The sequence below is a fragment of the Marinobacter panjinensis genome (assembly GCF_005298175.1).
In the GTDB taxonomy this organism is placed as follows: Bacteria; Pseudomonadota; Gammaproteobacteria; order Pseudomonadales; family Oleiphilaceae; genus Marinobacter; species Marinobacter panjinensis.
In genome coordinates, this window is record NZ_SZYH01000001.1 from 187,182 (window position 1) to 212,613 (window position 25,432).

The window sequence follows — 25,432 nt, forward strand, 5'->3', positions numbered from 1 at the left end:
GTTCCGACGTTCAGTGCAGACTCCGCTTCTGACCTGAACGGAGAACACTACCAATGAGCCTTTCCCTGATTCTGCCCATGTCCGCCTTTGCCCTGGCGGCGTCCATATCCCCGGGGCCGGTCAACCTCGTGTGCCTGAGCAGTGGAACCCGCTACCCGGTTTCCCGGGGGCTGATCTTTGTGACAGGCGCCACCCTGGGCTTTATCGCCTTGTTTATTGCCGTGGGAATGGGGCTTTACTCGTTGCTGAACGCAGTGCCGGCTTTCGAAGAGTTGCTGCGATGGGGCGGCGTCGCCTTCCTGCTGTACCTGAGCCTGAAGCTGGCCATGGACAGCGGCCGCCTGCCGGAGACCGCTACAGAAAAGGCACCTGGCTTCGGAACAGGAGCGCTGATGCAGTGGCTCAACCCAAAAGCCTGGCTGGCCTCGGCGTCCGGCATCGGTGCCTATACCAGTGCAAACGACCTGCAGGAGATTCTGCTGTTCGCCTCGTTGTACCTGCCCATATGCTGGTTATCGCTGGCCTGCTGGGTATACGCCGGAGCCTTTCTGCGCCGATTTGTTCAACGGCCGTTGGTCCTGGTAACCGTAAACCGGATACTGGCCTTACTGCTCGCCGCCAGTTGCCTGTATCTCGTGATCGGGTGAGGGGCGCCGGTACTGATTCGGCGTTGCCGCCATCATCCGTTTGAACGCACGCTGGAAGTGGGGTTGGTCTGCAAAGCCGGCGTTCAGAGCTGCTTCCGCAATGGGGGTGCCGTTTTTCAAGTCACGGCGCCCGAGTTGTACGCGGCGGTTCACCAGATAAGCGTGGGGCGTCAGGCCAAAGTATTGCCTGAACGCGCGAATCAGGTGGCCTGCGCTGTATCCGGAAATTCCGCAAAGGGTATCCAGCGAAACATCTTCAGCCGCATGGACATCCAGATAACGGGCTAACGCCTCCAAAGCCCGGGGTGCCTTTACTTCCTGCACTACCGGCTGGCTTGCCAATTCGTGCATCAGGTCTGACAGAAACTCCACCACTTCGGTTTGCTTGTCGAGCAGATCACGCTGCGTATCCAGAAGGCAATCCGCCATGCGGCAATAACGTTCATACCAGAACGGATCAGTCATCGTTGCCGTAGAGATATCCTGCCAACGAGGTTCCTGCAGCAAGCCGGCCTGAAACCGCAGATCCGTCAGCCACCCGGTATCCACATACAACATCAGGTATGCCCAGGGCTCGTTGTCGATGGGATTGCACGCGTGAACCCATTCCGGATTCATCAGTACAAGATCGCCTCCACAAACCCGGTAATGATCATTTCGATACTGAAACGTACTCTTGCCCCCCGTGATGGCACCTATCGACCACTGGGTGTGGCTGTGAGGGGCATAGCAAACCTGGCGACCATCCCCGACCTTGCGTAACTCCACATGGGGTATGCGAGCGTCTCGCCAGAATATGGGTTTGCTGTCAGGCGTTGTGGTTTTCATGTGAGCTGTCTCCCTGCTTCATAATTCCATGCGCCACCGGCTATCTGTGTTTGCGCGCATACAGCCTGAGAATCCCCCGGACCGTAACATCCAGCTGGCTGCCGGTAGTGTAATCACCAGGCACCACATAGCTTGCTCTCTCTTCTGAAATCAGCTTCTCGATCTTTTCCTGTGTTCGCGGCTCGCCCCATTTCTCATCGTCGAACACAGCGATGCTGCATCCTCCCTGAGTCTTGACCATCTTCATTGCCGGAATATCAGTGTCTCCGTCACCAAAATAGATCACTCGATCGAACGGGAAAGGGCGCTCATGGGGTTCGGTGTATTCGTTGATTTTTACGTTGTCCCAGCTGTTTTCGATGCCCTTGTTGATGCGAAACAGGTACTGGGTCTTGGTGGTGTAGTCGATGGCAACGGCGGGCCACTTGGCGTGTCCGGTGTCTTCATCATAGTGGTAGCGGCATCCGAAGATCTTTTTGAAATGTTTCGCCACTCTGGTCCCGCGAATCATTTCCTCCAGGCCGCTTGAGACCACGTAATGGCTAAGGGCAATTCCATGGTCGCTGGCAAAACGATTGATGGCGTCAAACCAGTTCTCTACACCAGGGAATAGTGGTATCGACTCCCCATGCATTTTGAGCCGGTCCGGGGTTAACTCATCGTGCTTGCCCACATCGCGGGCGCGTTTGGCGAGTTCGCCCAGGTAGGTGAGTATCTCGTCGCCATCGCGTTCAAAGTTCTTTCGGTGTACTTCGGGCCAGAAATCTTCCTTGTCACTCAAACCCAACGCCGGCATCAGCCCGTGTTCGGCGCAATTGCCTTTAGCGAGGGTGCCATCGAAGTCATAAACCAGAGCGCATTGCATCGTTTGTCTGCCTTATTTGCCATGGACATTATAGAGGTGGAACGGCTGCCGATGTCATTTTCTCTCCAGCTCTCCCAGCTTCCGCCCGCTCTTCAGATGCCGAAAAATCTGGGGCGTCATGAACGGCGCTGAACCATCAACATTGGGCGCGCCCGAACCGGTAGCCATATCAGAGCGATTCACCGTTCGAGTTTCAAAAGACAGCCGTGTCACGCTGGTGGTGTTGGGCACGCTTGCATGCAGATGGGCGCCCGAAAAGCAAAGCAGGTCACCGGGTAACAGGCTGATCACGAGGGCATCGTCCCAGCTTGGAGCCTTTGTCGCAGTTGGCAGAAGCGGGTACCCGGACGTGTTTTTTCCCCGGTGCGCGTGCACCATGTCCTGGAAATCCCAGTCAGCGCTGTCGTTATCGATGATCCGCGTAAACGAGCCCGGGAAGAGCGCAAGTGTTCTTTCTGGCGTGGTGTCGAAAAGTGGTGCCCACCAATTGATCTGTGCTGGAAGGTTGGAACCCCAGGTGTCCCTGTGGGCGCGAAGCGGTTCAAGACGCTCACCTTTTGCACCCGAGCAGGGTGGTTGTACACGAAGGACAACGCCATCGCCGTAGGTCTCGTCCAGATCGGTATGGATAGCAGAAAGCACCTGACACCACGCTAGATCCATGTCGCTGTCCTTTCTGATTGCCGCACGCAACGCCTCAGTGGCCTGTTCGATTTCGATGGAAGACATCCACTGGTGAACGCAGGTCGGCTCACTGCCTAGATGGCTGACGCAATGCGCACGCAACTGATCAGTAAGTCGAGCCATTGCGTCAAAACCACGGAAAACGATCAGCTCACCCCTGTAGATCCTGGCATTGCGCTCGGCCTCAGGCAGGGGCGTTGCCAGTTGGTATAGAGCGGTCATGATCGGGTGTCTGCTCCGTTGGTTATTCAGCCCGCCACGGGACATTTCTGGCTGAAGGTGCTTTCGCGTTGAATATGGTCAAGATAGCGGGATAGGGGGGAGTCTGTAAAAAATAAAATCTGCTTGACCGAATCGGTGTCGCGCTATAACATTTATGTGAAATACATTTTAAGTGGCGACAAAAGAGGATCTCCAATGACACTGTCATTCCTGAACATCGTTAAGAAAGAAGACACAGAAACCGAACCCACTGCAGCGCAAGGGGCCGGCTCAAACGACAATGCCGAGGCGAGCCAGGATGAAGCCCAGAACAAGGGCAAGCATGGAGAGGATTTCTGCTGCGGTTCCTGCTCGTAACCACGGTCCGCGTTCACCAGACACTCTACTTCAGGACCCCGGACAACCAGGCCGGGGTTTAGCCGACTGCCCTGAATAGTTCAGACGCCTTATCGTTTTTTCCTCCGCCGGCTAACGCACAGACGAACGCTTGACTCCGTAGCGACGGCCGTAGTACTTCGCCACCGGTGCGGCACCCAGGGCCAGCAATGTCAGCGCCAGGGTGGTGACACCCGGCTCCAGGGCTGGCTGAAACACGGTTGCCCTGAGAACGGTCCCGTCATGGGCCACAACGTCGGTATGATAGGACGTTTGCGGCAGGACCGTGGCGGGGCCGGTATCCTGGTAACGTTCGAGAGGGTCAATGCTTGCGCAGCCAGACACCAGCGAAACAACAATCAGCAACCAGATTCTGAAAGATTCCATAGCACCACACTGTTGGTAAGCTACACACTCTGACTCGAAGGGGCATCAGAATGAAAGCAGCCGGCCTTCTTCTTGTATTGTTCGCTATTTACGGATGCTCCGGAAAGCCTTATGTCGTCGAGCCGGATGCCAGGGCTGACAGCCCCCGTACCAGCAAGCTGTACGTTGTGAGCCATGGCTGGCACGTGGGGCTCGCGGTGGTCGCTGAAGCACTCAACCCTGTGATCCCGGACCTTAAAGAGCGGTTTGTCGGGGCTGAGTACTACGAACTCGGGTGGGGTGATGAGGGCTTCTACCAGGCAAGCGAGATTACAACAGGCGTGACCCTCCGGGCGATCGTCTGGTCCCGCGGAATCGTCGTGCACGTTGTGGCATTGCCGGCGTCCCCGGCCGGATATTTCCCCGTGAGTGGTGTTGTCCACACCTGCCTCAATGCTGAAGAAGCCGACTCTCTGGGGCGATACCTGGCCAACAGCTTCAGGCGGGATGCCGACAACAACCTGGTTGAACTCAAGCGCGGGCTCTATGGTGACAGCCAGTTCTATGAGGGCGAGGGCCGTTACCACTTACTCAATACCAGCAACAAATGGGCTGCGAAGGCGCTAAAGAGTGCGGGAATGGAACTATCGCCAACGTTCAAGCTTACCGCCGATAGCGTTATGAAGTTTGTTGAGCAGAACCGCAAAGACTGCACCCTGTAAGTCCGGGTCTCAGCGAAACAGACTAGCCTGACAATCGCCCGGCCAGGCGCTGTTGCTGCGCCCGTACCGCCTCTGTCAGAAAGTCCATCAGGGCATGAATCCTCACCACGCCTCGCAGGTCCGGGTGCATCAGAAACCAGAGGCCGTATTCCAACTCGGGGATGGGGTCTGTCAGCTGGATAATGTCCAGGTCTTCATCCGCCAGATAACAGGGCAGCACGGCCAGCCCCATGCGAGAGCGGATAGCGCTGAAAATGCTGACCAGAGTATCAACACGGTAGACACAGGCTTGCTTCAGCCCGTTGTTGTCCATCCACTGGTCCACTGCGGAATCCTGTAGTCGTGGCCCGGCACCAATCCAGGGCTGGCTGGCAAGGGTGTCGATGGGCGCGCCCGGGGTCAGGCCAAGGCTACGGTGTGCGTAGACCGCCTGGCCAATGGTGGTCAGCGGTCGGCCAATCAGGTTCTCAGGGGGACGGTTGGACGGGCGAATGGCGACATCCGCTTCCCTGCGTGTGAGATTGAACAGCTGGTTGGAGACTGCAACATCGAGCAGGATGCCGGGATACTTGTCCCGGAATTGCGTAAACAGCGGCGCGAGCAGCCCCATTAGCAACGAGTCCGTTGTGGTGGTCCAGATCTCCCCGCTGGGTTCCAGGTCGCGACCGGCCACCTTACGTTCGGCGGCCAGGGCCGCCTCGTCCATAATCCTGCCGGTGTCGGCAAGTTCTTCCCCCGCCAATGTTGGCCGGTAACCGGTCCGGCTCCTCTCAAAGAGAATGACCCCAAGGCGCTGTTCAATATCGCCCAGCCGCCGGAAAACCGTGGCATGGCTCACGCCCAGCGTACGGGATGCACCGGAGAGGGAACCCGCATTCGCCACTGCGAGCACGGTCTCAAAGTCACTCCACGCCAGATGACTCCGGGCTTTCTGCGTAGTGACAGCGGATTTCTTGAGTTGCTTGCCTGTCCGTTTTTGCAAAGTCAGTGCTCGCCTTTAGGGAATAGTTTGCAGATTAGAACAATATTAGCATGTACCTGAACTCAAGAGATAACCGACGCGCTCCGCTAACAGGCGTGGCGTCAGGAGGGTAAAAGGCATGTTGATTTCAGAACAGATAAAGTACTTTCACGGCGGTAATCCGTTAGCCCGCAGCGATAATGATGACGTATCAGGCCAAAGGCTCGACGAGCCATTCGAGGGAAGCATACCGCCCAGATATCGGGATGGGCTTGGTGGCATTGATCTTGAGCAGGTAAAGCGGGATCAGCGCCGGGCCCGGCAAGAGCTTGTCCAGGCGATGCTCCATCGCCTGGGAAAACTGCGAGGCCGTTAGTTTGTGATCAATGCCCGGCGGTGGGCTGGTCTAAGAGTGTGAAGACATGTATAAGCCTTTCAGACTGGTCAATGAGATAGGAAAGAGGATTTGATGTCGTTCACGAGCCGTTTGCACCGCTACGCACGGTCCCTTCGCCGGGGCATCCACATTCTGGCGGCCCCCGTAAAGGGCGACAATGGTCGGGGCGGACTGTTTATCCAGGCCTACCGGGGCTACGGCTCCCGCAGCCGGGTGTTCCTGATCGGAAGGGTTTTCCGCCAGCCGCACTTCGGCGCCTCCTGGCGGGAGGACCGGCTGCGCCGGGACATCATCGACCTCATTCGCAGACTGCTGCGCAAGCCGATCGTCGGAGCCCGCGTCCGCATACGGTACAAGGACACCAACACGGTCGTTCAGACCGACCGGCACGGTTACTTTCGGGTCGATATGGAACTGGGCACCATGCCTTCAGATGTTGCCTGGCACGAGATGGAACTGTCACTGGACAGTCCCGTCGACGAGCGTGCAGCCACCACTGGCGAGTTCTTTACTCCGCTGCCCGGTGCCCGTTACGGCGTAATCAGCGACATTGACGATACCGTGGTCTACACCGGCGTGGCCAATACCGCCATGATGATGTGTCGCCTGTTTGCCCAGGGAGCAGAAAGCCGTGTGGTTTTTCCCGGTGTGCCGGCCCTGTATCAGGCATTCCATGCCGGCCGGGATAATGACGAAGGAAACCCCCTGTTCTATGTGTCCCGCGCGCCCTGGAGCATCTACCAGGTGCTGGTCGAAGTTTTTCGCCGCAACCGGCTTCCCCACGGGCCGATCCTGATCCTGCGCGAGTGGGGAATGAAGCGTGGCAGCCTGCTACCGCGAAGGGCCAAGGCTCATAAGCAGGACGCGATTCGACATATCCTTGAGACATACCCTGACATGCAGTTTGTTCTGGTGGGTGATTCCGGGCAGCGTGACCCGGAGATCTACAACCATATTCTGCGGGAACATCCCGGCCGTGTACTGGGCATCTACATCCGCGACGTCAGTAATACAGTGGAGCGCTCCGAGGCCATTGACCGGCTCGCCCGGGAGGCACAAGAGGCAGGCTGTGACCTGATACTGGCAGCTGACAATGTCGCGATGGCGGAACATGCAGCCAGTGAGGGGCTGATTGCCGACGCCGCTGTGAATGCGGTGCGTGAAGAACAGCACCGCGACGACCGGGACAACGACTGATTCTGTTGCGGCCTGGTCGTCAGTTTACGGGTGTGATTCGCTAATCGGCGATTCCAGATAGAACTCATCGAATCCTGCCACTGCCTCAAGGCCTTTGATATCCAGTAACTCCAGATGTGCGTTACCCGTATTCAACAGTCCTTCCTGTCGAAATTCCTGGAATGTACGGCTCACATGCACTGTCGTGAGGCCAAGGGCATCTCCGAGCACGCTCTGACTTAGAGGCAGAGACAAGTGGTTCTCTACATAGGCATTGGTACGTAAAAGGCGGTACGACAGTTCCACGAGAAAGTGGGCCAGTTTTTGCCGGGCGGACCGGCGGCCGAGATTCACCAATCTCTCCAACAAAATCGCCTGGTCCCTTGAGGTAATCATGAACATGATGCTGCAAAGTACTAACGAGCTGGAAAAAACATGGTCCAGATGGTGTCTTGGGAAGGCGCAGAGTTCGGCATCACTGAGCATGATGGCGCTGGTAATGCGCTTCTGGAAAGAAAACTCGCGCAGTCCCACAATGTCTCCAGGCACATAAACATCCAGCACCTGGCGGGTTCCGTCTTCCAGATCACGGAAGGAGCAGGCCCAACCTTTACTGAGGGTGTAGAAACAATCGGATTTATCACCCTGCTGCAAGAGGAGGGCGTTTTTGGGCCACTCGTGTGGCCCTTCCTCCAGCGAAAGTAAAAGTTGATGGTCCTTCTCGTCGAGGTCCGCATAGGACTCGAAATGCTTGACGATACAACTACCCTCAGAGTGGTTGGTCATGTTTTTTCCTAATGGAACTCACCTGTATTGCCCTGTCCGTCGGGTAGTGCGAATGCTTTGGCACTCCCCCCCTTTAACCTAGGTTATCTCTTTTCGAAAACGTCCCATGGTAGCGTTGTTGGAACATGGAACGTAACAACATCAGGAAAGATTGACCAGCAATGCTACAGACAATGGACTTCTATCCGACCCGGGAGGACGCCACGGACGGGGCCTCGTTGCCACGGATATTACGTGAGGAGATAAAATATGAAATTCATTCCCAAAAACAGAAATCTACTGCAAGCAGTAAGTGCCATCGGTGCGGCCGCTGCTATTACTTTACCGGCAACAGCTGCAGCAGATGTAAGTGTGGAGCCCGATGGCAGCTGGATTTCAATGACAGGTAAAGTGGCAGTCCATACCCCCAGCGGTTTCACTCTGGACTACGGTGAGGGGGTTATGACAGTCGAAACTGACGACTGGGACAGTGTCGGCGACGGCTGGGCAATAGCTGAGGGAGACAAGGTTACCGTATATGGTCGAGTCGACGACGGACTTTATCAGAACAGGAAAATAGAAGCCGGTAGCATATACATCCACGATTTGAATACTATGATTACCGACCCGTCACCGGTTGATGAAGAAGACGCAGAGCTCTTAACCTACACGTATCTGAGCATACCTGCTGACTACGATCTACAGGTCGTAGGGACCGTTACATCCGTTGCAGGCCGGGAATTCACCATCGATACAGGGAAAAGGGAAGTCTCGGTTGATACCCTTCAAATGGATTACAACCCCCTGGACGATGTTGGGTTAGTGCAAATCGAGGAAGGTGATTTTGTCAGCGTTTCGGGCGATCTGGACCTGAGTGTCTTCGATGAAAACGAGATTTCCGCTGAGACTATCGTCTCTTACAATTAAAAAGTAACAGGCTGGACGTTGGGTCTGTAGCGCGAAGAGGTCGCGTTCCAGACCCAGCCCATGCCGGCTTTCCCGGCTACTTCACCACGATCTGATTATTGACACCATCCAGTTTGCTGTTCTCCCGCATCAGATCTTCGGCCCGCTGCCGCTGGGTGGTTGTTTCCACAAAGCCTTCCAGCAGGATCTCACCCTCCACGATGGTGATGTCGATGGCAGAACCGGCCAGGTCGTCCGCCTCAAGCAGAACCGCCTTCAGCCGGACCGCCTCTGCGGTATCCTGTGTTGCCATACCGGAGCCATCGAAAACGCTGCAGCCGCTAACAAGCGTTAGCCAGAGCACCAGGAAACGAGCTTCAGCCTTCATTGTTGTCAGACTCATCTTTGCCTCCCGGGTTGTCGTCGATGGCGTCCAAAGACCGGCTTGCCAGTCCTTCGCAGTACGCAACCTCGTTCCCCGTGCCGAGGTCAAGCAGCGGCAAAAGCGCAGCAACCGGGGTCGCCACAGCAGCCAGAATGGCACTGCTGGCGATCTGCATGGCCAGATCCCCGGTCTTTAGTCCGGGCTCGGGGTTATTGAACGTGCCCCCGAGATGAAGCGGAGTACCTGCAGCCAAAGCGCTGGCATCTTTCGGGTGAGAAAAAAGGGTAATGTCCAGGCGTTCGTTGTCGAAGTTCGCGGTCCCTGTGCCGGTAAAGCTGGTATCCGTGGTATCGACAGCCAGGGTGTCGATCCTGACGACGCCGTCTTGGGTTTTCAGATCAACATAGGCACAGTCGATCGGGACGGTGCCCCCGCCACCCATCCAGGTCACGAAGGACTCGGCGGCATCCAGCCCGGCCAGTTCGACCAGCAGGGCATCCAGCTTGCCCCGGGTCATCAGCATGACCATGCCGCCGTCGGCGGAGCCGAATAGCTCGGCAATGGAGGCGCCGGTCATCCAGAACTTGCCCTGACCAGCGACCGTGCCCACGCTGTCACTGGCCAGTTCCCAGCTGCCAATCGCCTTGCTGAGATTGACCGCCTGTACCTCCAGCTGCAGTGTGCCTTCCGGGGGCGTCGGTCTGGAATCGATGTCCAGGTTGAAGTCCACCTGACCCTCGCCCACCCCGAAACCCACTGGCTCGAACCGGGCGTGGCCGTCTGCAAGATTGAAATCGATGACCACCTCGCTCAGGGGGATGTCTGCCGCCCGCACGGCTTTGCCCCGGTAACTGACATCCGCAGAAACCTCTTCCCAGGCAGCTGTGATCAGGGGTTGGTCCGGCAGTGCGAACCGATCTCCATCGCCGCCGTTTGAGCTTTCCGGTCCATCCTGTTCAGCAGATTCCGGTTCCACACCAGCCAGTACGCCAAGATCCGCAAGATCGAGGGAATCAGAGTGCAGTTTTCCCGTCAGATGCGGAGGGCGCGAACTGATATCCAGGGCAATCTGTCCGCCCAGGTCACTGTCACCCACATCCCCCTCGATGTTGCTGAATGCCCAGCGGTTGTCCCTGAAGGACAGATCGCCGGATAACGAGTAGGGGGGCAGATCTGGCAAAGGTATCCCCAGCAGACGGCTCAGGCGGCCTGGATTGGGGCCTTGCACGCCAAGCTCGAGATCCAGGCCCTTTAATGCCAACGGTCGCAGAATGCTGCCCTGGACCTGGATACGGCTATCGACCACATCGCTTGTAAGCTCAAGGGCATAGGGACGGTCCGGGTCCCGGGCCGCTAACAGTTGGTCTCCGCGAAATCGCAGCGAGAAGGGCGAGCCGTCATACTCACCGTCGCCATCGATATGAAATGCCTGCTCACCAGCTTCCAGACCCTGTGTCTGCAGGTTGAGGGTGAAGTCCGTGTCGGCTTCCGACTCTGTAAACGTCAGCTGCGAGGGTTCGAAAACGAGGCGACCGATAAAGGGCATGATCAGATCCTCCGTCTGATCCACCGCAAGGGACTCGGTAATACCCAGGTGAAGATGCCCGGAAAGCGTGCCCAGACGATCCTCCAGCGGCGTGAAGGTGTCCCCGAACCGGCTCAGGGCGATGGACTCGAATTCGGTTTCAATGGTACCCGAGGCAGGCTGGTCGGTGGCGTCCAGTGCCACAGAGCTGCCCCAACTGCCCCCGGCAATATTGAAGTCCAGCGGCTCGATCTGGAGCCTGCCTGAATCCAGGCTGGCGGACAGGTTCAGGTTCGTCAGCTCCGGTGTATCCGGGAGCACCAGCGTATCCACCTGCAGGTTCAGCTGGCCGTCGATTGCGCGCAATGCCGCCAGCGGTGAACCAGCGTCGCCCGGTTCGGCATCGTCGTTTGATGATGGGTCGGGCTGTGAGTTTTCCGCCGTAAACTGGGCAAGTTCAATGCGATCCGCCTCAAGGTCAACATTCACTGTGGGCCGATCCGTAGTGTGGAAGTGGAACTCGCCGCTCAGGTTGCTGACTCCGACGTTGCCATCAAGGGAGGTGACAGACCACCGCTCCCCGTCACGGGCCAGCCGCCCCGACAGGCGGTACCCGGGCAGGGCGGGCAAAGGTGCCCCGATCCAGGCCCCCAGATCCTGACCACCATCGCCCTGGAGCACCAGGTTGCCGGCAAAGCTAGCGGGCGTCAGGAGCGCTCCCAATTGTGTATCCGCCCATGCAAGCAGGTCACCACTTTGTGCCTGAGCCTGTAACCGATAGCTTGCGGCGCCTTTCGCCAGCTCTGGCAGGGGTGCGCCCTCAATGGTCATCTCCAGCGGCTTGCCCTGGAACCTTCCGGTGATTGAGAGTACCGGTGTTTGCGGTTCTCCGACCTGCTCCAGGTGGAGGGCCAGGTCACTGCCAGCCTCCGTGGCCTGATTCTTCGTCCGGTAAGACGCCCTGGCCAGTTCAATGTCGAGGTGCTCCAGAATCGTCCTCGGGTCGAGGGAAGCAGCCTGCTGCATTTGGCGGAGACCGAGTTCCAGTTCGGCATCCAGGATTGTCGTGGATTCTTCGTCCGCACCAAGGCCATCCAGCGCCACTTGTTGCAGCTCGAGTTCCGCTTTCGCAGTGATGAAGTCGGCGTTGCTGACCAGGTGAGCCCTGGCCTCGCCCCGGCCCCCCGCCACGTCAAAACTCAGAGTCTCAAGCGCCAGCTCGTGCTGACCCGGGCGCAGCCTGGCCCCAACATTGGTGAACGTTGTCGGCTCCAGGATGAGCTGATCGACAGCGAGATGGATGTCACCCTGCAGGTCCGGCAGCACGGGTATGGACACAGACGGGGGCTCGTCGGTTGCCTGAGATTCAGGCAGTGCCGCCAGGATATCAGTGACGTTGATGGAGGGTGAGTGCAGGTTCCCGTCTACCGACACGGGGCTGGAACCAGCGCCCACACTGATGTTGCCGTCGATACGGACCTCACCCGCCCGGGCCTGAATATCAGATAACGCCCACTGGCTATCGGCAAGCCCCGGATCTGCGGCGGCCGAGAGTTCGACGGGCATAACCAGGCGCTCGCCTTCCGACCACAGCCTGGCCTCCCCGTTGAGGGATAACCTGTCACCGGCCAGCGTTAGCGAGGTGAGTGATAAAACCTGCGGGCGTTCGGTTTCGGGCGTGAAGTAACGGATCTCTGCGTTATGGATGTTGAGTTGTTGGACAGCGAGGGAAGGGCCGGAGCTTTCCTCCTCGCCCGCGTTCTCACCCCGGTCCTTCATTGCAGGCAGAGCCCAGTTGCCCGGTTTCCCTTCACGGCTTTCGAGGTTGAGGGTGGGTTCCGTTATGGTCACCGATTTCAGTGCCGGTTCGCCCTTGAAGAGACTGATGATGGAGGGTTCAAGCTCAACCCCCCCAACGGACAGCATTTCCGGGGTCTTTGCCCAGTCGGCGTTGGCCAGCTTCATTTCGCCCAACTCGAGGTGAGGGCGGGGCAGGAGACCTACGTCAATATCACCGGTGATCTCCATGTCACGGCCGGTCATGGCTTCAACGCGCTCGGTGATGGGCCCCTTCAGGAAATTCCACGACATCAGCTCAATAACGATAACCGCGATAACCAGCAGCGCGAACAAAACGGTCAGTGCCCGTAGAACTCTGAACGGGGGTTTTGAGGGGGAGCGGTTAGTCGTATCCATGACTGGCTCGTACTCGAAGGATGGGCGAAAATCCGGACGCGGATTGCGATTATCCTTCTTTCAACATAGTCGAAATTTGGTGATGCTGTAGTTTCTCAGGAAACCACTCAACGCCCGTTTATGCTCAGTACCCCCGAAGAACGGTTGCCGTTGTGTAACATCGCGCTGAACGTCTCCATCGGCAGGGGCTTGGAAAAATAATGCCCCTGAGCGAAGTCGCAACCGGCCGCTTTCAGCCAATCCTTCTGTTCCGCGGTTTCCACACCTTTCGCAATGACCTGAATTCCCAGTTTATGGGCCATCGCGATAATGGATTCAGCGATCGTCCGGCCCCCCGAATCGGAGTTGTCTCTCTGCACGAAGGAAGGGTCTAACTTCAGATAATTCACATTAAACCGCTTCAGATAGGCCAGCGAGGAATAGCCGGTACCAAAGTCGTCCAGGGCCAGCTGCACACCGGCTTTCTGGAGTTCAGAAAAACGTTCTCCAAGATTTTTCATGCTCTGCAGGAATACACTTTCCGGCAACTCGAGTATTACGGTGTCCCCGGACCGGGCAAAGGCGTCCAGGTCGGCCTCCTGGAATTCGTCCTGGGTGCTGCGGGTGAACTGCATTGGGGAGGTATTGACGCTTATCTGGAATGGTAAACCCGCCAGAGAGGTCCAGCGATCAGTGCTGGCGGTTGCTTCTGCGAACACCCAGTGCTCCAGGGCGCCCATCAGGCCCGTTTCTTCTGCCAGCCCGAGAAACTTCCCCGGCGTCAGCAGGCCGCGCTCGGGGTGTTGCCATCGCAGCAGTGCCTCTGCCTTCACAATACGCTCGCTGGACAGCTCCACAATAGGCTGATAATACAGCTCCAGTTGCTGTTTTTCCGGAGCCTGGCGAAGTTCGGCGACCAGCTGGTGGCGGGCATGGCGGGCGTGCCCCATGATCTGGTTATAGAAACAGATCTGATTGCGGCCAGACTGTTTGGCCAGATACATGGCCTGGTCAGCGTTGCTCAACAATTGCTGGGCGGATTGGCCGTCCTCGGGGAACAGGGTGATGCCAATGCTGGCGGACACTTTCACCTCATCCTCACCGAGACGAAATGGCTGGTCCAGTTCCGCCAGAATTTTCCTGGCGATGTCTTTGATAAAGGCCAGGTTGCCGGTATCCAGCAACAGAACCGTGAACTCATCGCCCCCCATTCTCGCCACCGTATCCGACTGCCGTACGCAGGCATTGATGCGCTTGGCCGCATCCTTCAACAGTTCGTCACCGGCATCATGGCCCAGCCGGTCGTTGATGACCTTGAAGTTGTCCAGATCGATAAAGAGCAGGGCAAAAGGGTCGCCGGTGCGGGCGGAATGGGCCGCGTGCTGATCCAGTCGGTCCCGGAAAAGGCGACGGTTGGGCACATTGGTCAGCAGATCGTAATTGGCATGGCGCCAGATTTTCGCCTCCGATTGCTTGCGGAGGGTAATATCATGACCAATGCCGGATACCGCTTCCACCCGCCCCTGCTTTTGCTTCTCTAGTGCGAAGCGCTGAACGGATTGCGCCAAGGCCTTGTCAATTTTGCTGTTGAATCGGTTCAGATCCTCAATGTCACTCGGCTCAACGGTGTCAAGCGAGTTCAGCCATAACTGGGCTACCGTCATCCTCAGCGCACCGAATTCACTGGTCACATGGACAATATCGGCGCCCAGATTGTGCCTCTCCATACCATGAATCCGGGCCGAAGCAATACAGTCCGGGTGATCAGGGTTGAAAAGGGATGATCGCTCATGGCCGGTCGCCGGTCGTTCCAGCTCTACCACGATGCCCAGCAGTATCTGTTCGACGTGGTCTCTGAGCTCTTCCCGTGACAGGTCTGGGTTGGGCAGGATCTCTTTTGCATCGTAATCCCAGACTTGCAGAATCTCTTCCATATGAGTTCGGATGAATTCGGTGAGCTTCATAGCCGGGTACTCCTGTATGGCAAAAGCTTTACTACTGATATTACTTAAGTAGGTTTTTGCGGAGTTGTACACCCTCTGTGTCTGAAATAATGGGGAATCCCGGCTAGCGCGGTCGGGCAAAGACCTGGGTCCAGAAAGGGGAATATGGCGAGCCCGGCGCCTCGACCCTCGCCGCGCCCATTTCCGTGAATTCCGTGCTCATAATATTGGCGCAGTGTCCCGGGCTTGAGAGCCACCCTTCAACGACGCGATCCACAGAGTTCTGGCCGCTTGCGATATTTTCGCCCACCGCCGACCAGCTGTAACCTCTGTCATTCACCCGCCTGCCGGTCTGAACACCTTCAGGGCTGGTATGGCTGAAGAACTCCTGCTCGATCATATCTTCCGAATGGGCATGGGCGGCATCCGCGAGCTTGCAATTCCATGACAGCGGTTCTGCTGCGTCGAAGTCTTCGTCGCCGCATTGTCGGGGCTGGCTGCGGGCTTCATTGACGAGATTCAGCAGCGCCCGATCGGTTTCATCCATTTCGCAGTTGCCGGCCACAAGAATCCCGGAATACCCGAAAAAAACCATCAAGGCAAGGGCGTATGGTGATTGGGGAAATAAGAGTGTCATGACACCTACCTAGTTATAAACCCGTTAGCAGTCTGCTACCGCACAAACGAAAGTCGGCTGTAATATTTAAAGTACAATTAACGGTCACTCGTTGGGAACTTCAAGTATCGTACCTCGCTTTACGACAGTACTGACGCCAACGTATCACGGAGGAGGCCCCTGGCTATGAAGCTGGCTCAATTTATCCAGACGAACATGGAGCACCTGCTCGAAGACTGGGAAGAAGCGGTGCTGGAAATCGCACCGGCATTGAAGGGCAAAGACAGCCCCGCCCTGAGAGACCACGCCCGTGAGATGCTGGATTTCATCTCCCGGGACCTCAGTACCTCCCAGACCAGCGAAGAGTCTGCAAGCAAGGCTCTTGGCAAAGGCAAAGAACCTGCTTCGGACATCGGAGGTGAACATGGCACACACCGTTTACAGCAGGGTATGTCCATGCTCCAGATGGTGCAGGAACTGCGGGCCCTGCGGGCACGGGTTACCAGGGCCTGGGGCCTTCAGCGGCGGGGCCTCACTGAAAAAGACATCGATGAATTGGTGCGGTTCAACGAGTCCATCGATCAATTGATTGCTTCCTCAATAGCCAGCTTCTCGGCCATCAAGGATCAGGTTTCACGCCTCATCGAAGCCATGCTTAAAGCCTCTCCTGACCCGGCCGCCATATTTGAACCTGATGGCAGGTACCTGTTTCTCAACGATGCAATGGCCGATCTGGTCAACACGAAGCACCAGGAGCTCATTGGTAAAACCCCAGGTGAGCTCAGTGTGGACCTGGCCACAGAGTTGCAAGACGCGATCACCACATCCGTTACCACGGGTCAGACTCAGCGCAGGGAGTATCATCACCATTCTCCGTCAGGTCGCGAGTTGTACCTGGACTGTCAATTGGTCCCGGTATTGAACGACCAGAACGAAGTGGAAGCGGTGGTGAAGACGTCGCGGGACATCACTGAGCGCAAACAGGCGGAATATCAGGTCTGGCGAAGCGCCAATTTTGACGAGCTCACCGGCCTCCCCAATCGGCGGCTGTTCATTGATCGACTGGAGCAGACCCGGCTGGAGGCCTTACGAAAGGGCAGCTCCTTTGCCCTGCTATTCGTCGACCTGGATCGCTTCAAGCAGGCAAACGACCAGCTTGGCCACAGCGGCGGTGACAAGCTTCTGGCTCAGGTGGCCGAGCGTATGAGCGCCAAGGTACGGGCCATGGACACCGTGGCCCGCCTCGGCGGAGACGAGTTCACCCTGATCCTGAAGGAAACCGGCCGGGATGGTGCAGCGGAGGTGGCCAAGGGACTCCTGAATAGCCTCGACCAGGCGTTTGACATTGACTCTCAACAGACACACATTTCCGGCAGCATCGGCCTGGCTCTTTTTCCCGATGACGGCAGGGAAACGGAACAGTTGATGCACAATGCCGATCAGGCCATGTACGCCGCCAAGGCGGGTGGAGGCCAACAGATCAGAGTCTACGAGCCCTCAATGGCGCAGAGCGAATCATGCTATATGCGGTTGAACAGGGAACTGGATGATGCCCTCAGGGATAATCAGCTGGAGGTTTACTACCAGCCTATCGTCGACATCCGCACGGGAGCCATATCAAGGGCAGAAGCTTTGCTTCGATGGAATCATCCGGACAAGGGGCTGCTGACTCCATCCGCCTTTCTCAGCGTTACTGAGCACAGCGGCCTGACCGAGGCCATCACTGCCTTCGTGCTGGAGCAGGCAGTGATCTGCTCGCTCCGATGGCGCGACCCGAGTGGCGAGTCCTTTCCCATCAACATCAACCAATCACCGGCCTCCTTTGTGACCCGAAGCCTTGTGGGTCAGTGGCGAGCGCGGCTGATAGAAATTGGACTCGATGAGAGCCGCATCACCATGGAACTGACCCCGGCCTCCCTTAACAACATTCATGCTTCCGGGTTCAATCCAGTCAAGAGCCTGGGTCTGGCAGGGTTGCGGCTACACCTGGCAATCGACGATTTTGGAATCAAACCGTTCTCCCTGTTGGCTCTTCAGGAGTTCAATATGGACAGCGTCAAGATAGACCGAGAGCTGATCAAGGGCACTGGCCAGGGTGGCGATGCCGATCGTATAGTGGAGAGCATCATCGCTATGGCTCACGCAATAGGCGTCCAGGTGGTTGGCGTGGGCGTTGAAACTGAAGAACAATTGCAATTCCTCACCCGTGCCGGCTGTGACTATGCCCAGGGCTTCCTGTTCTCCCGGCCTCTTCGCCAGAATGATTTCGAGGTATTGCTAAGACGGCGGGAGGGTTAACCGGTTTTGTCCTGTACGCAGATACGCCAGGGCGTACAACTCGAGCTCGGTCTGTGTGTAGTAAAAGCCTTTATAGATAATGAGCGGCTCATGACCGGCCAGAACAATCATCTTGCTATGGTTTATTCCGTGGTGTGCTGAGATGACGCCTTTGTGCGCCAACCCTGAGTGTAGCGCGTCCACAGACATGCCCGCCGAGTAATCGCGGAAAAGTGGATCTGCGAGCTCCGCCAGTTGTCTACTGAGCGGTGTTATGGGCGCGGCTATGTTGCCGCTCTCAGGGGCGCTCCCGTTGAGCACAAACCGCGTGCAACTGCTGAGGCCGAGCCATGTCGCTGCAGCGCCGAGACCGGTGAGTAAGGTGCGCCTATCCATGAGCATTACCTCCTGAAGTGCTGGCAAGGTGCGCGCCCAGGCGCAGCGCCATGGCCACAATGGTGTAGGTTGGGTTAGAAGCACCACCGGCTGGAAAGACCGACGACCCGGCCACATAGAGGTTATCGGTTGTGTGCACGCGGCAGTCGCTGTCGACCACGGAATCGGCCGACGACAGCCCCATTCGTGTTGTGCCCATCAGGTGTCCGCCATCGTGCAGCTTGAAGTCGGGTTGCAGGACAGAAGGGCGTCCCAATCCCGAGCGCAACAGTGCCTTGCCGAACAGGTGCCAGCTCTCACGCGCCAGATCACGGTAACGGTAGTGGAAATCAACCCGCGGCAAGGGCGCTCCAAGGTAATTGCGCTGGTCGCTGTCTCGTACGGAATTCCTGAAATCCGGAGCAATCTCGGCCCGAATAGTGACCGGGGTATGAAGCATCTCGCGCCGCTTGCCCAGTAATACGGTAGGGGTCATCTGCCGCTGATTGAAATCAGCGCTGAAAGACAGCACCCCTTTGTCGATGCAATAGCTGTCTGACAACTGGAGTGCGTGTACCAGGTACGGATCTTCTTCGGCGCCCACCGGGAGCCGGTCCCGGTCCAGATACATCTCCGCCACCGCGTATAGGTGTGGATGCTCCATCAGCCCCCGCCCGACGGGCATCGGGTCAACAATATCAGAGAGCTGCAGCATCCGCGGGTTGCCCACCCCTCCACAGGCAAGCACAAAGGTGTCAGCCGACACGAGCGTGGGTGAGAGCCGGGGTGCCAGTGAGTCTCGAAGTTCCAGAGCGGTGACGGTGCGCTCCTGCGTTAACAGGCGGAACCCGGTGGTGCCAAGTATCAGGTCAACGCGGGGATGGTGCAGGAAAAAGGAATGGTACTTTTTATTGAACCGGACCGGCGGGCTCACGTAGAAGGGCTTGTAAACCAGCTCTGATGTTCCTTCAATGGCCACCGTTGGTTGGCGATAGGCGTCGTCTGGCAGCTCGAGAATGCGGGCGGCAGCTGGATACCAACGGTTTATTTCCTGGTAGGGGATAGGCCACGTTTGCGCGGTGAAGGCTCTCTTCTCCAGCACGGCACAGTACCCGCCCCAGATGGTCGAGCTACCGCCAAAGCAACGTTGTGTGTGCATAGGGAAGTAATCATCTGGCAAATCGCCATGTAACTGGACGCCGGCCAGGGTCTGGATGGTTGGGTGTGGCTCCAGCACTCCGCTCTCGATGACGGCGACGTCAAGGGAAGAATCCTTGGACAACTCGAGTGCCGTGGTGATGCCAGCGGGACCGCTACCGAGGATGATAACGTCGTAATGACGGCGCCCGGGTTGATTGAGAATCATAGATTCAGCCTTCCCTGACCACGGATTCCACTTTCACTGGTCTCCACAACTACATAATAGACCAGTGTTGAAGGTGCTGTGTCCAAATTCAGTATCTGAGCTATCATCATAGGCACTGAACACTGCGCTCCTGCGGGCATACTCTTGCAGCAACACGAACGTTTCTGGATGGCGAAAGGACAGTTGAATGAGTGACCGGGAAGCCAACCAGGATGACTCCTCCAAAAAGAAGGCAAAGGAAGCCGCGGACGAGCAAGAGTCCCGCGCCAAGGCCGAGGATCGCGAAACCCGCGAACAGACACCGACGTCCAGCGAAAAGTCACTGACTCCGAAAGAACGTGACACCGTTGCCGAACATGGCGGCCTGACTTCACTGACGCTTTACTCCATCATCCATCGTGAGGGCGAAGAGGAGCTGCAACGCCCGATAATCTCCCTCTGGTGGTCCGGTGTGGCAGCGGGTATCGGAATATCGACCTCGGTCCTCGTCGAGGGAATTATCCGCTCCAATCTGGGCTCAACTCACCCCTATCTTACGTTGATTGAAAGCCTTGGTTACTCGTCCGGGTTTGTCCTCGTGATTCTGTGCCGACTGCAACTGTTCACCGAGAATACCATCACCGTCGTGCTGCCGGTTCTGGCCCAGCCAACGCGCAACCAGTTCTATCGCACCGGGCGCCTTTGGGGCATTGTGCTTGCGGCAAATTTGTTTGGCACGTTTGTTACCGCCGCCATCGGCGTCCACGGGGGCATCCTTACTGTCGAGACCCTCACGGCGATCCTGGATATATCGCGCCACCTGGCAACGCTGACCCCGGCCGAGACACTTTTGCGTGGTATTCCATCAGGCTTTTTCATAGCCGCTTTGGTGTGGATGCTGCCTTCGGCGAAGAGGTCGGAAGTGCTGGTAATCGTCATGTTTACCTGGCTGATTGCAGCGGGGGGCTTTACTCACGTGATTGCCGGGTCAAACGAAATTTTCACGTTGGTGCTCAATGGGGAAATGAATTTCTTTACCGCCTTGATCTACCATATTTCCCCGGTACTCATCGGCAACATTATCGGCGGTACCGGGTTGTTCGCGATGCTTGCCTATGGCCAGGTTCATGAAGAAATGTGATACGGCACCCCTGACTCTGCACGGGTCAGAAAGGAGGCGTCTGGTAACTCTGGCCCCGGACGTATTCACCCCGAAGTGATGAGAATTCAGGCATAGGCTGAGGGCTTACATTGCTTTCCGGGGTGGTTATCTCGATATTGTTCACCAGGAGTTGAGCGCCAGACAGAAGAAACCCGGCAAATCCGAGAAAAACCAGCAGGGCAAGGGTGTATGGTGAACGGGGAAATGAGAAATTCATAATACATACCAGGCACTGAGCGTGTCCCGGTTTAAGATGAGAAAAACGGCCTGCGCTGGGAGCGAGGCCGGTGCAAAAGGGCACTGCGGGTCCATAGCCATATTGCCAAAGAGGCCGTTAGGGGCCTCATTCCTGAGTTAAGATCGCGCCTCATCCCTAGGGCGCATGATGTGACGTCCTGTCCCGGCTAATCCATCGCCTCATCTGTAACCATCATATGCCCTTGGCTTTGGCCGGTCTGTTCGCTAGCGCACCAAGTGTAAAGATATGTAAGTGAGCCGTGTCGGCTAGCAGCCTTGTGGACCCCAAATAGGAGACCGGGGTTCAGAGCCAGCGGCGAACCCGTTGCTCATAGGCCCGGAATTCATCACCGAACAACGCCCGCAGGGCCCGCTCCTCGGGGGCAATCTGGAAGTGGTTCATATACAGCACAAAAAACATCACCCCCAGTAACCCCCAGCCAGACCCCAAAAACACAGCCCAGGCCAACAACCAGACCGCAAACCCCACATACATGGGGTTGCGGGAATACCGGTAAATACCGGAGCTGACCAAAGTTGAACTGGCCTCGGGCGTGCGAGGGTCTACCGTGGTTTTGGCACGCCGGAAGGCCACCACGCCAGCCACGGGAAACAGTGTGCCAACAACAAACATCACACCAGCGGCAACCCTGCGGAAGGTGTCTTCCAGCGGTAAAGGTAAAGTCACGGTAGCAATGCACCACATGGCGGCACCGATAATCAGCACCAGAAGCAGGGGAGGGATGCGCTTCACTGGAACAACCCTCCATCGCGACGTACCTGATCCATAATCCGCTGGTTGGCAAGGGTGCGTTCGTGGGGCATAACCTCGCTCTGAGTCTTTCCCTCTGCGATGCACCTGACCACATGCCGGACCTGGTACTCAAAGCCGTTGACTTCGAACGGGCAGTCCACAGTCTGAACGCTATTGTCATTGCCAACCAGGCTGATCTTTTCCGATTGCCAGAAATCGCTGTGAATAACGATACGCCCCTTGTTGCCAAAAACAGTGAGTTCGTTGTCGTATCTGTTTTCAAAGCTGCACAGCAACTGGCTGACCCTGGCATCAGGATAATGCAGCTGGATGGCAACGGTCTCATCAACCCCGGTTGGTCCGATATGAACCTGGGAAACGATGTCGTCGGGATCAGCCTGCATGAACCACTGGGACGTGGCGACGGTGTAGATTCCCATGTCCAGCAAAACGCCCCCGGCCAGGTCGGGGTTCAGAAGGCGGTCGTGAGGTTTGCGTTGCACCACAAAGCCAAAGGAGGACCGGAGACCGCTGATCTCACCGATTCTTTCCTGAGCCAGCCAGGCGTTGGCCTGTTGATAGACCGGTAGAAACAGAGACCACATCGCCTCCATCACAAACACCCCCTTGGCCCTGGCAGCTGCGAACAGACGCTCGGAATCGGCAGCGGTGACCGTGAGAGGCTTTTCTACCAGAAGGTGCTTGCCACAGGCTATCGCTGCCAGCGCCTGTTCGAGATGGAAATTATGCGGGGTGGCAATGTAGATGGCATCCAGACTGTCATCCTGGTAGAGCTTTGCATAATCGTTGTAGACGGTTTCGACCTGATGGTGATCGGCATACGCGTGGGCACGATCAGCGTTGCGACTGGCGACAGCCTTGAGCGTACCAACCCCCTCGGCTTTCATTGCCCCGGCGAACTTCTCTGCGATCCGTCCTGGCCCAATAAGGCCCCAATTGAAATCCATGTTTGTCTCCGCAAAAAAACCTTACGAGTCGGCCTCGTAACTGATCAGATCCACGTCCGCCGCCTGGGTGCGTAGCGGGACCAGTGCCTGGTACGCGGCGGAGTTGTGCCAGTTAACGGCGGATTCCATGTCCGGGAAGCGAATAACAACGGTATCCGTGTGGGGGTGCTGCCCACTCAGCACTTTCGCCCGCGTGCCACGGAGTACAAGTTCGGCGCCCCAGGGAGCCAGTGTGGCGGGTACCTTGCTGCGGTATTCTTCCCATTTGGCTGGGTCATTTACGGTGATCTGGCCGATTACGTAGGCTGTCATTTCGAGGTAAACGCCTCTTCGATATGAGGCTGGGCAGCGCGGCAGTGGCCGCACCAGGAAGTGCCGAACTCCAGAACGAGTGGGCCCCGAGCCTGTTGGACTTCCTGCAACTGGGGTGCTTCGGTTGTGTACTTCGGCGTAAAACCCATTAGATCTCCAAGTGTTAGAGCTGTGACATCCTAGGATTGCGTATCTGCCTTGGCAGTCGTTCACCGATTGACGGGTATGGGGGGCAAATAACGACCTGATTCGGTAATCAACTTCCAGACATCCGGGCGGCGCCGGAGGATCCCATTGATCAGGGATTCCGCTTCGGTGAAGGCTGGTCGGCGGAGGCCGTGATACTCCATTACCGGTCCGACGTGATCAAACTCCACACCAAACCGCTTTAACAGACGCAATTGAGCCGGCTCCATTACCGCCATCCAGTGTGTGACATTGTGTTTGACTGACATCCGCAGGATAGCGGCGAACAGGCCCAGACTGATATAGGGCATGGCGCGCCTGCCGCCCTCGGCATCAGCGTAGGAGGTCTGATCAGTAACACCAGTGGTTGATTCCTGTTCGTTGAGACGCCTACGAAATTCCCGACTTACCGCCATTCTGGAAATCTCGGCTATGTGTTGCCGGGGAGTCGCCGCAATCGTTTCCTGGGCTTGCTGGCTCATTCTGTGGATACAGGGCCCTTCCATTGGGAAGTCTGACTGCTCCGGGTTATCGCCCGCCAGAACGAGTCGAACAACCGCGACGCTGTCTCCGCTTTTCCGATGCCGGATCAAGGCATGAGCCGAGCGCGGATCGTAAGCATCATGCTCCCTTTTGTCGGGAAATTGCATCGGGTTTTCAAAGGCTCTGTCGATACAGTAGACCTGGTACCGGACTTCAAAGACTTTATTGACCAATTCCTCGGTGGTGGCGACCTCAATCTCGAAAAAGGACTTGAAGAGGCCGCTGAGGTTCTCGGTTTCCCCTGAGGCTGTTGGATTTTGTCCATCGTTATGAAATGGAGAGTATGCAGGCATGAGCAAGTCCTCCAATCTTTCCTTGCGGGAAGTGTTGTTCCGCATAGGTCATGTCGATTGAAAGTCCGCCGGAACAGCCAGGGGCGGGCTATTGGGTACCCAGGTAAAAAGCGTAGTTGAAGTTTGTGGGCTAAGCCATTCTGTCAGTGGACTTCCCCCGATACGCATGACACGCCCCAGCCCCAAACGGAGCCCACTTCAAAGGCCTCGAACCGGTGCAACTCGTCAGTCAGGATTACGTACGTTGCCGTTTCAGCCGGTACATGTTGTCATCAGCATGGTTCAACAGGGTGCCGGCGTCCTCCCCGTCCGCTGGATAACAGGCCACGCCGATACTGCAGGACGGCGTTTTGATATTGCCGAATTCGGCACCCAGGGGCACGGTTACGGCTGCGATGATTTGTTCCACCTTTTTTGAAACGGCTTCCGCCGACTGGATGTCCGTCAACAGCACAGTGAATTCATCGCCACCCATCCGGGCCACCGTGTCCGTCTCTCGAACGCAGCCTTCCAGCCGTCCGGCAATCATGCAGAGCACTCGATCACCCATGGCATGTCCATGGGTATCATTGATGCGCTTGAAGTCATTGAGATCCAGAAACAGCAAAGCCAGGCTGCTCTGGTGACGATGGGCTGCGCGTATGGCTGACTCAAGTCGATCATGGAACAATGATCGGTTGGTAAGCCCTGTCAATGGGTCGTGATGGGCGAGGAAACGCAGTTTCTCCTCGGCCTGCCTCAGGGCCGTTACATCCCGCGCTACACCGATCCGCACACCGTCCTCTTCGGATAAACGGGCAGACCAGAGGATGTATACAATAGTGCCATCTCTGTGGATGTAACGGTTACAGAAGTCATTGTGGGACTGACCGTCCATAACTCGAACAATGGACGCTCGTGTGACCCCCAGGTCATCTGGATGCACATAGTCGGTGATCAGTGTGCCCGTCAGCTCATCGGCACGATACCCGAGCAGTCCCTCACACGAATCGCTCACAAAGACGATCTGGTCGTTCTGATCGACTACAAAGACAGCGTCCAGCAACAAATTGGTCAGTTTGGGGTAAAGCGCTTTCAGATCAACGGGCATAGTTCAGGGAGATTTGGTGATTCATAGAGGTCAAGTATCGTCCAGCGGGTGCAACAGGTTGTCGAAAAATCGCCTGTGTGGCCGGGCCTTCACGGAAAACATGGGTTCGCGCAATTCTCCAACGGACCTCTCCTTTCTTTGACGCTTTTTCTTTCTTGGAGGCTTCTTCATATAATTGCATAGCGCTGGGCGCGGCGGGTAATTTTTTGTTGCACTGCGCCAAAAGATTGGTCCGGCTGAGGCTAATTGATACTGAATGAGCCTTCTCCCCAGCTCAGCGGTGGCCCGCTAAGCTGGAAGGCGAGGCATTGCAGTGCTGCCGATGGTCGGAA

25 protein-coding genes are annotated in these 25,432 nt (G+C 57.0%); 8 read left to right on the forward strand and 17 right to left on the reverse strand.

Going from position 1 to position 25,432, the window contains the following annotated elements:
- Positions 1-53: 53 nt before the first annotated feature.
- On the forward strand, positions 54-647 hold the full coding sequence (locus tag FDP08_RS00850) for a LysE family translocator (protein WP_137434159.1): 594 nt from the start codon (positions 54-56) through the stop codon (positions 645-647).
- On the opposite strand, the gene FDP08_RS00855 is transcribed toward FDP08_RS00850, so the two are convergent.
- The 3 genes from FDP08_RS00855 to FDP08_RS00865 are packed head-to-tail and all read right to left on the reverse strand — an operon-like array spanning position 606 to position 3,246.
- Complete coding sequence (locus FDP08_RS00855; RefSeq protein ID WP_137434160.1) at positions 606-1,475, reverse strand: AraC family transcriptional regulator; 870 nt, start codon at positions 1,473-1,475, stop codon at positions 606-608. The genes FDP08_RS00850 and FDP08_RS00855 overlap by 42 nt on opposite strands.
- Positions 1,476-1,515: 40 nt before the next feature.
- Positions 1,516-2,340, reverse strand: a complete 825-nt coding sequence (locus FDP08_RS00860) for an HAD family hydrolase (RefSeq protein WP_137434161.1) — start codon at positions 2,338-2,340, stop codon at positions 1,516-1,518.
- Positions 2,341-2,394: 54 nt separating this feature from the next.
- Positions 2,395-3,246 carry a phytanoyl-CoA dioxygenase family protein gene (locus tag FDP08_RS00865; RefSeq protein WP_137434162.1) on the reverse strand — a complete coding sequence of 284 codons (852 nt, stop codon included), beginning with the start codon at positions 3,244-3,246 and terminating at the stop codon, positions 2,395-2,397.
- A gap of 195 nt (positions 3,247-3,441) precedes the next feature.
- On the opposite strand from FDP08_RS00865, the gene FDP08_RS00870 reads away from it, so the two are divergent.
- A complete protein-coding gene (locus tag FDP08_RS00870) occupies positions 3,442-3,603 on the forward strand; it encodes a CCGSCS motif protein (protein ID WP_137434163.1) in 162 nt (53 codons plus the stop codon).
- 111 nt (positions 3,604-3,714) lie between these two features.
- Here FDP08_RS00870 and FDP08_RS00875 read toward each other — a convergent pair whose 3' ends face one another.
- Positions 3,715-4,008 carry a hypothetical protein gene (locus FDP08_RS00875; RefSeq protein WP_137434164.1) on the reverse strand — a complete coding sequence of 98 codons (294 nt, stop codon included), beginning with the start codon at positions 4,006-4,008 and terminating at the stop codon, positions 3,715-3,717.
- Between the two features lie 50 nt (positions 4,009-4,058).
- On the opposite strand from FDP08_RS00875, the gene FDP08_RS00880 reads away from it, so the two are divergent.
- On the forward strand, positions 4,059-4,709 hold the full coding sequence (locus FDP08_RS00880; protein ID WP_137434165.1) for a TIGR02117 family protein: 651 nt from the start codon (positions 4,059-4,061) through the stop codon (positions 4,707-4,709).
- Positions 4,710-4,731: 22 nt separating this feature from the next.
- On the opposite strand, the gene FDP08_RS00885 is transcribed toward FDP08_RS00880, so the two are convergent.
- A complete protein-coding gene (locus FDP08_RS00885) occupies positions 4,732-5,691 on the reverse strand; it encodes a LysR family transcriptional regulator (protein ID WP_137434166.1) in 960 nt (319 codons plus the stop codon).
- A 118-nt stretch (positions 5,692-5,809) separates the two neighbouring features.
- Between FDP08_RS00885 and FDP08_RS00890 the strand changes: the two genes are divergently transcribed.
- Positions 5,810-6,046: a hypothetical protein gene (locus FDP08_RS00890; protein ID WP_137434167.1), complete on the forward strand. Its 237-nt coding sequence runs from the start codon at positions 5,810-5,812 to the stop codon at positions 6,044-6,046.
- A gap of 93 nt (positions 6,047-6,139) precedes the next feature.
- Complete coding sequence (locus FDP08_RS00895; RefSeq protein WP_137434168.1) at positions 6,140-7,264, forward strand: App1 family protein phosphatidate phosphatase; 1,125 nt, start codon at positions 6,140-6,142, stop codon at positions 7,262-7,264.
- A 24-nt stretch (positions 7,265-7,288) separates the two neighbouring features.
- On the opposite strand, the gene FDP08_RS00900 is transcribed toward FDP08_RS00895, so the two are convergent.
- Positions 7,289-8,029 (reverse strand): Crp/Fnr family transcriptional regulator, encoded by a 741-nt coding sequence (locus FDP08_RS00900; RefSeq protein ID WP_137434169.1) that lies wholly within the window; start codon positions 8,027-8,029, stop codon positions 7,289-7,291.
- Between the two features lie 249 nt (positions 8,030-8,278).
- Here FDP08_RS00900 and FDP08_RS00905 point away from each other — a divergent pair, with 249 nt between their 5' ends.
- On the forward strand, positions 8,279-8,935 hold the full coding sequence (locus tag FDP08_RS00905; protein ID WP_137434170.1) for a hypothetical protein: 657 nt from the start codon (positions 8,279-8,281) through the stop codon (positions 8,933-8,935).
- 76 nt (positions 8,936-9,011) lie between these two features.
- Here FDP08_RS00905 and FDP08_RS00910 read toward each other — a convergent pair whose 3' ends face one another.
- The 4 genes from FDP08_RS00910 to FDP08_RS00925 form a co-directional block, all read right to left on the reverse strand.
- Positions 9,012-9,317, reverse strand: a complete 306-nt coding sequence (locus FDP08_RS00910; protein ID WP_137434171.1) for a BON domain-containing protein — start codon at positions 9,315-9,317, stop codon at positions 9,012-9,014.
- Positions 9,292-13,020 (reverse strand): AsmA family protein, encoded by a 3,729-nt coding sequence (locus FDP08_RS00915; RefSeq protein WP_137434172.1) that lies wholly within the window; start codon positions 13,018-13,020, stop codon positions 9,292-9,294. The genes FDP08_RS00910 and FDP08_RS00915 overlap by 26 nt, the downstream gene beginning before the upstream one ends.
- A 107-nt stretch (positions 13,021-13,127) precedes the next feature.
- The gene (locus FDP08_RS00920; RefSeq protein WP_137434173.1) at positions 13,128-14,963 is read right to left on the reverse strand and encodes a putative bifunctional diguanylate cyclase/phosphodiesterase; all 1,836 of its coding nucleotides are present in this window, start codon (positions 14,961-14,963) and stop codon (positions 13,128-13,130) included.
- 103 nt (positions 14,964-15,066) lie between these two features.
- Positions 15,067-15,579 (reverse strand): CAP domain-containing protein, encoded by a 513-nt coding sequence (locus tag FDP08_RS00925; RefSeq protein WP_228263200.1) that lies wholly within the window; start codon positions 15,577-15,579, stop codon positions 15,067-15,069.
- A gap of 165 nt (positions 15,580-15,744) precedes the next feature.
- On the opposite strand from FDP08_RS00925, the gene FDP08_RS00930 reads away from it, so the two are divergent.
- A complete protein-coding gene (locus tag FDP08_RS00930) occupies positions 15,745-17,856 on the forward strand; it encodes an EAL domain-containing protein (protein WP_137434174.1) in 2,112 nt (703 codons plus the stop codon).
- 367 nt (positions 17,857-18,223) lie between these two features.
- Here the strand turns inward: FDP08_RS00930 and FDP08_RS00935 are convergent, their stop codons facing one another.
- Complete coding sequence (locus FDP08_RS00935) at positions 18,224-19,576, reverse strand: GMC oxidoreductase (protein WP_137434175.1); 1,353 nt, start codon at positions 19,574-19,576, stop codon at positions 18,224-18,226.
- Between the two features lie 187 nt (positions 19,577-19,763).
- Between FDP08_RS00935 and FDP08_RS00940 the strand changes: the two genes are divergently transcribed.
- Complete coding sequence (locus FDP08_RS00940; protein WP_137434176.1) at positions 19,764-20,696, forward strand: formate/nitrite transporter family protein; 933 nt, start codon at positions 19,764-19,766, stop codon at positions 20,694-20,696.
- Between the two features lie 562 nt (positions 20,697-21,258).
- Here the strand turns inward: FDP08_RS00940 and FDP08_RS00945 are convergent.
- The 6 genes from FDP08_RS00945 to FDP08_RS00970 form a co-directional block, all read right to left on the reverse strand.
- On the reverse strand, positions 21,259-21,660 hold the full coding sequence (locus FDP08_RS00945; RefSeq protein ID WP_137437180.1) for a methyltransferase family protein: 402 nt from the start codon (positions 21,658-21,660) through the stop codon (positions 21,259-21,261).
- Between the two features lie 44 nt (positions 21,661-21,704).
- Positions 21,705-22,676, reverse strand: a complete 972-nt coding sequence (locus FDP08_RS00950) for a Gfo/Idh/MocA family protein (protein ID WP_137434177.1) — start codon at positions 22,674-22,676, stop codon at positions 21,705-21,707.
- A gap of 21 nt (positions 22,677-22,697) precedes the next feature.
- Entirely contained in the window at positions 22,698-22,988 is a 291-nt protein-coding gene (locus FDP08_RS00955; RefSeq protein ID WP_137434178.1) for a DUF1330 domain-containing protein, read from the reverse strand.
- Positions 22,985-23,137: a thioredoxin family protein gene (locus FDP08_RS00960; protein ID WP_137434179.1), complete on the reverse strand. Its 153-nt coding sequence runs from the start codon at positions 23,135-23,137 to the stop codon at positions 22,985-22,987. Before FDP08_RS00960 ends, FDP08_RS00955 begins: the two co-directional genes overlap by 4 nt.
- A gap of 60 nt (positions 23,138-23,197) precedes the next feature.
- Positions 23,198-24,010 carry a PEP-CTERM/exosortase system-associated acyltransferase gene (locus tag FDP08_RS00965; protein WP_137434180.1) on the reverse strand — a complete coding sequence of 271 codons (813 nt, stop codon included), beginning with the start codon at positions 24,008-24,010 and terminating at the stop codon, positions 23,198-23,200.
- Positions 24,011-24,245: 235 nt separating this feature from the next.
- Positions 24,246-25,100: a sensor domain-containing diguanylate cyclase gene (locus tag FDP08_RS00970; protein ID WP_137434181.1), complete on the reverse strand. Its 855-nt coding sequence runs from the start codon at positions 25,098-25,100 to the stop codon at positions 24,246-24,248.
- Between the last annotated feature and the right edge of the window lie 332 nt (positions 25,101-25,432).

Coding starts and splice junctions, on each gene's coding strand:
- FDP08_RS00960 (WP_137434179.1), bottom strand. CDS start 23,137: ATGGGTTTTACGCCGAAGTACACAACCGAAGCACCCCAGTTGCAGGAA.
- FDP08_RS00945 (WP_137437180.1), bottom strand. CDS start 21,660: ATGTGGTGCATTGCTACCGTGACTTTACCTTTACCGCTGGAAGACACC.
- FDP08_RS00860 (WP_137434161.1), bottom strand. CDS start 2,340: ATGCAATGCGCTCTGGTTTATGACTTCGATGGCACCCTCGCTAAAGGC.
- FDP08_RS00900 (WP_137434169.1), bottom strand. CDS start 8,029: ATGACCAACCACTCTGAGGGTAGTTGTATCGTCAAGCATTTCGAGTCC.
- FDP08_RS00870 (WP_137434163.1), top strand. CDS start 3,442: ATGACACTGTCATTCCTGAACATCGTTAAGAAAGAAGACACAGAAACC.
- FDP08_RS00910 (WP_137434171.1), bottom strand. CDS start 9,317: ATGAGTCTGACAACAATGAAGGCTGAAGCTCGTTTCCTGGTGCTCTGG.
- FDP08_RS00950 (WP_137434177.1), bottom strand. CDS start 22,676: ATGGATTTCAATTGGGGCCTTATTGGGCCAGGACGGATCGCAGAGAAG.
- FDP08_RS00850 (WP_137434159.1), top strand. CDS start 54: ATGAGCCTTTCCCTGATTCTGCCCATGTCCGCCTTTGCCCTGGCGGCG.
- FDP08_RS00970 (WP_137434181.1), bottom strand. CDS start 25,100: ATGCCCGTTGATCTGAAAGCGCTTTACCCCAAACTGACCAATTTGTTG.
- FDP08_RS00920 (WP_137434173.1), bottom strand. CDS start 14,963: ATGAAGCTCACCGAATTCATCCGAACTCATATGGAAGAGATTCTGCAA.
- FDP08_RS00965 (WP_137434180.1), bottom strand. CDS start 24,010: ATGCCTGCATACTCTCCATTTCATAACGATGGACAAAATCCAACAGCC.
- FDP08_RS00940 (WP_137434176.1), top strand. CDS start 19,764: ATGAGTGACCGGGAAGCCAACCAGGATGACTCCTCCAAAAAGAAGGCA.
- FDP08_RS00955 (WP_137434178.1), bottom strand. CDS start 22,988: ATGACAGCCTACGTAATCGGCCAGATCACCGTAAATGACCCAGCCAAA.
- FDP08_RS00895 (WP_137434168.1), top strand. CDS start 6,140: ATGTCGTTCACGAGCCGTTTGCACCGCTACGCACGGTCCCTTCGCCGG.
- FDP08_RS00935 (WP_137434175.1), bottom strand. CDS start 19,576: ATGATTCTCAATCAACCCGGGCGCCGTCATTACGACGTTATCATCCTC.
- FDP08_RS00875 (WP_137434164.1), bottom strand. CDS start 4,008: ATGGAATCTTTCAGAATCTGGTTGCTGATTGTTGTTTCGCTGGTGTCT.
- FDP08_RS00865 (WP_137434162.1), bottom strand. CDS start 3,246: ATGACCGCTCTATACCAACTGGCAACGCCCCTGCCTGAGGCCGAGCGC.
- FDP08_RS00890 (WP_137434167.1), top strand. CDS start 5,810: ATGTTGATTTCAGAACAGATAAAGTACTTTCACGGCGGTAATCCGTTA.
- FDP08_RS00915 (WP_137434172.1), bottom strand. CDS start 13,020: ATGGATACGACTAACCGCTCCCCCTCAAAACCCCCGTTCAGAGTTCTA.
- FDP08_RS00880 (WP_137434165.1), top strand. CDS start 4,059: ATGAAAGCAGCCGGCCTTCTTCTTGTATTGTTCGCTATTTACGGATGC.
- FDP08_RS00925 (WP_228263200.1), bottom strand. CDS start 15,579: ATGACACTCTTATTTCCCCAATCACCATACGCCCTTGCCTTGATGGTT.
- FDP08_RS00930 (WP_137434174.1), top strand. CDS start 15,745: ATGAAGCTGGCTCAATTTATCCAGACGAACATGGAGCACCTGCTCGAA.
- FDP08_RS00905 (WP_137434170.1), top strand. CDS start 8,279: ATGAAATTCATTCCCAAAAACAGAAATCTACTGCAAGCAGTAAGTGCC.
- FDP08_RS00855 (WP_137434160.1), bottom strand. CDS start 1,475: ATGAAAACCACAACGCCTGACAGCAAACCCATATTCTGGCGAGACGCT.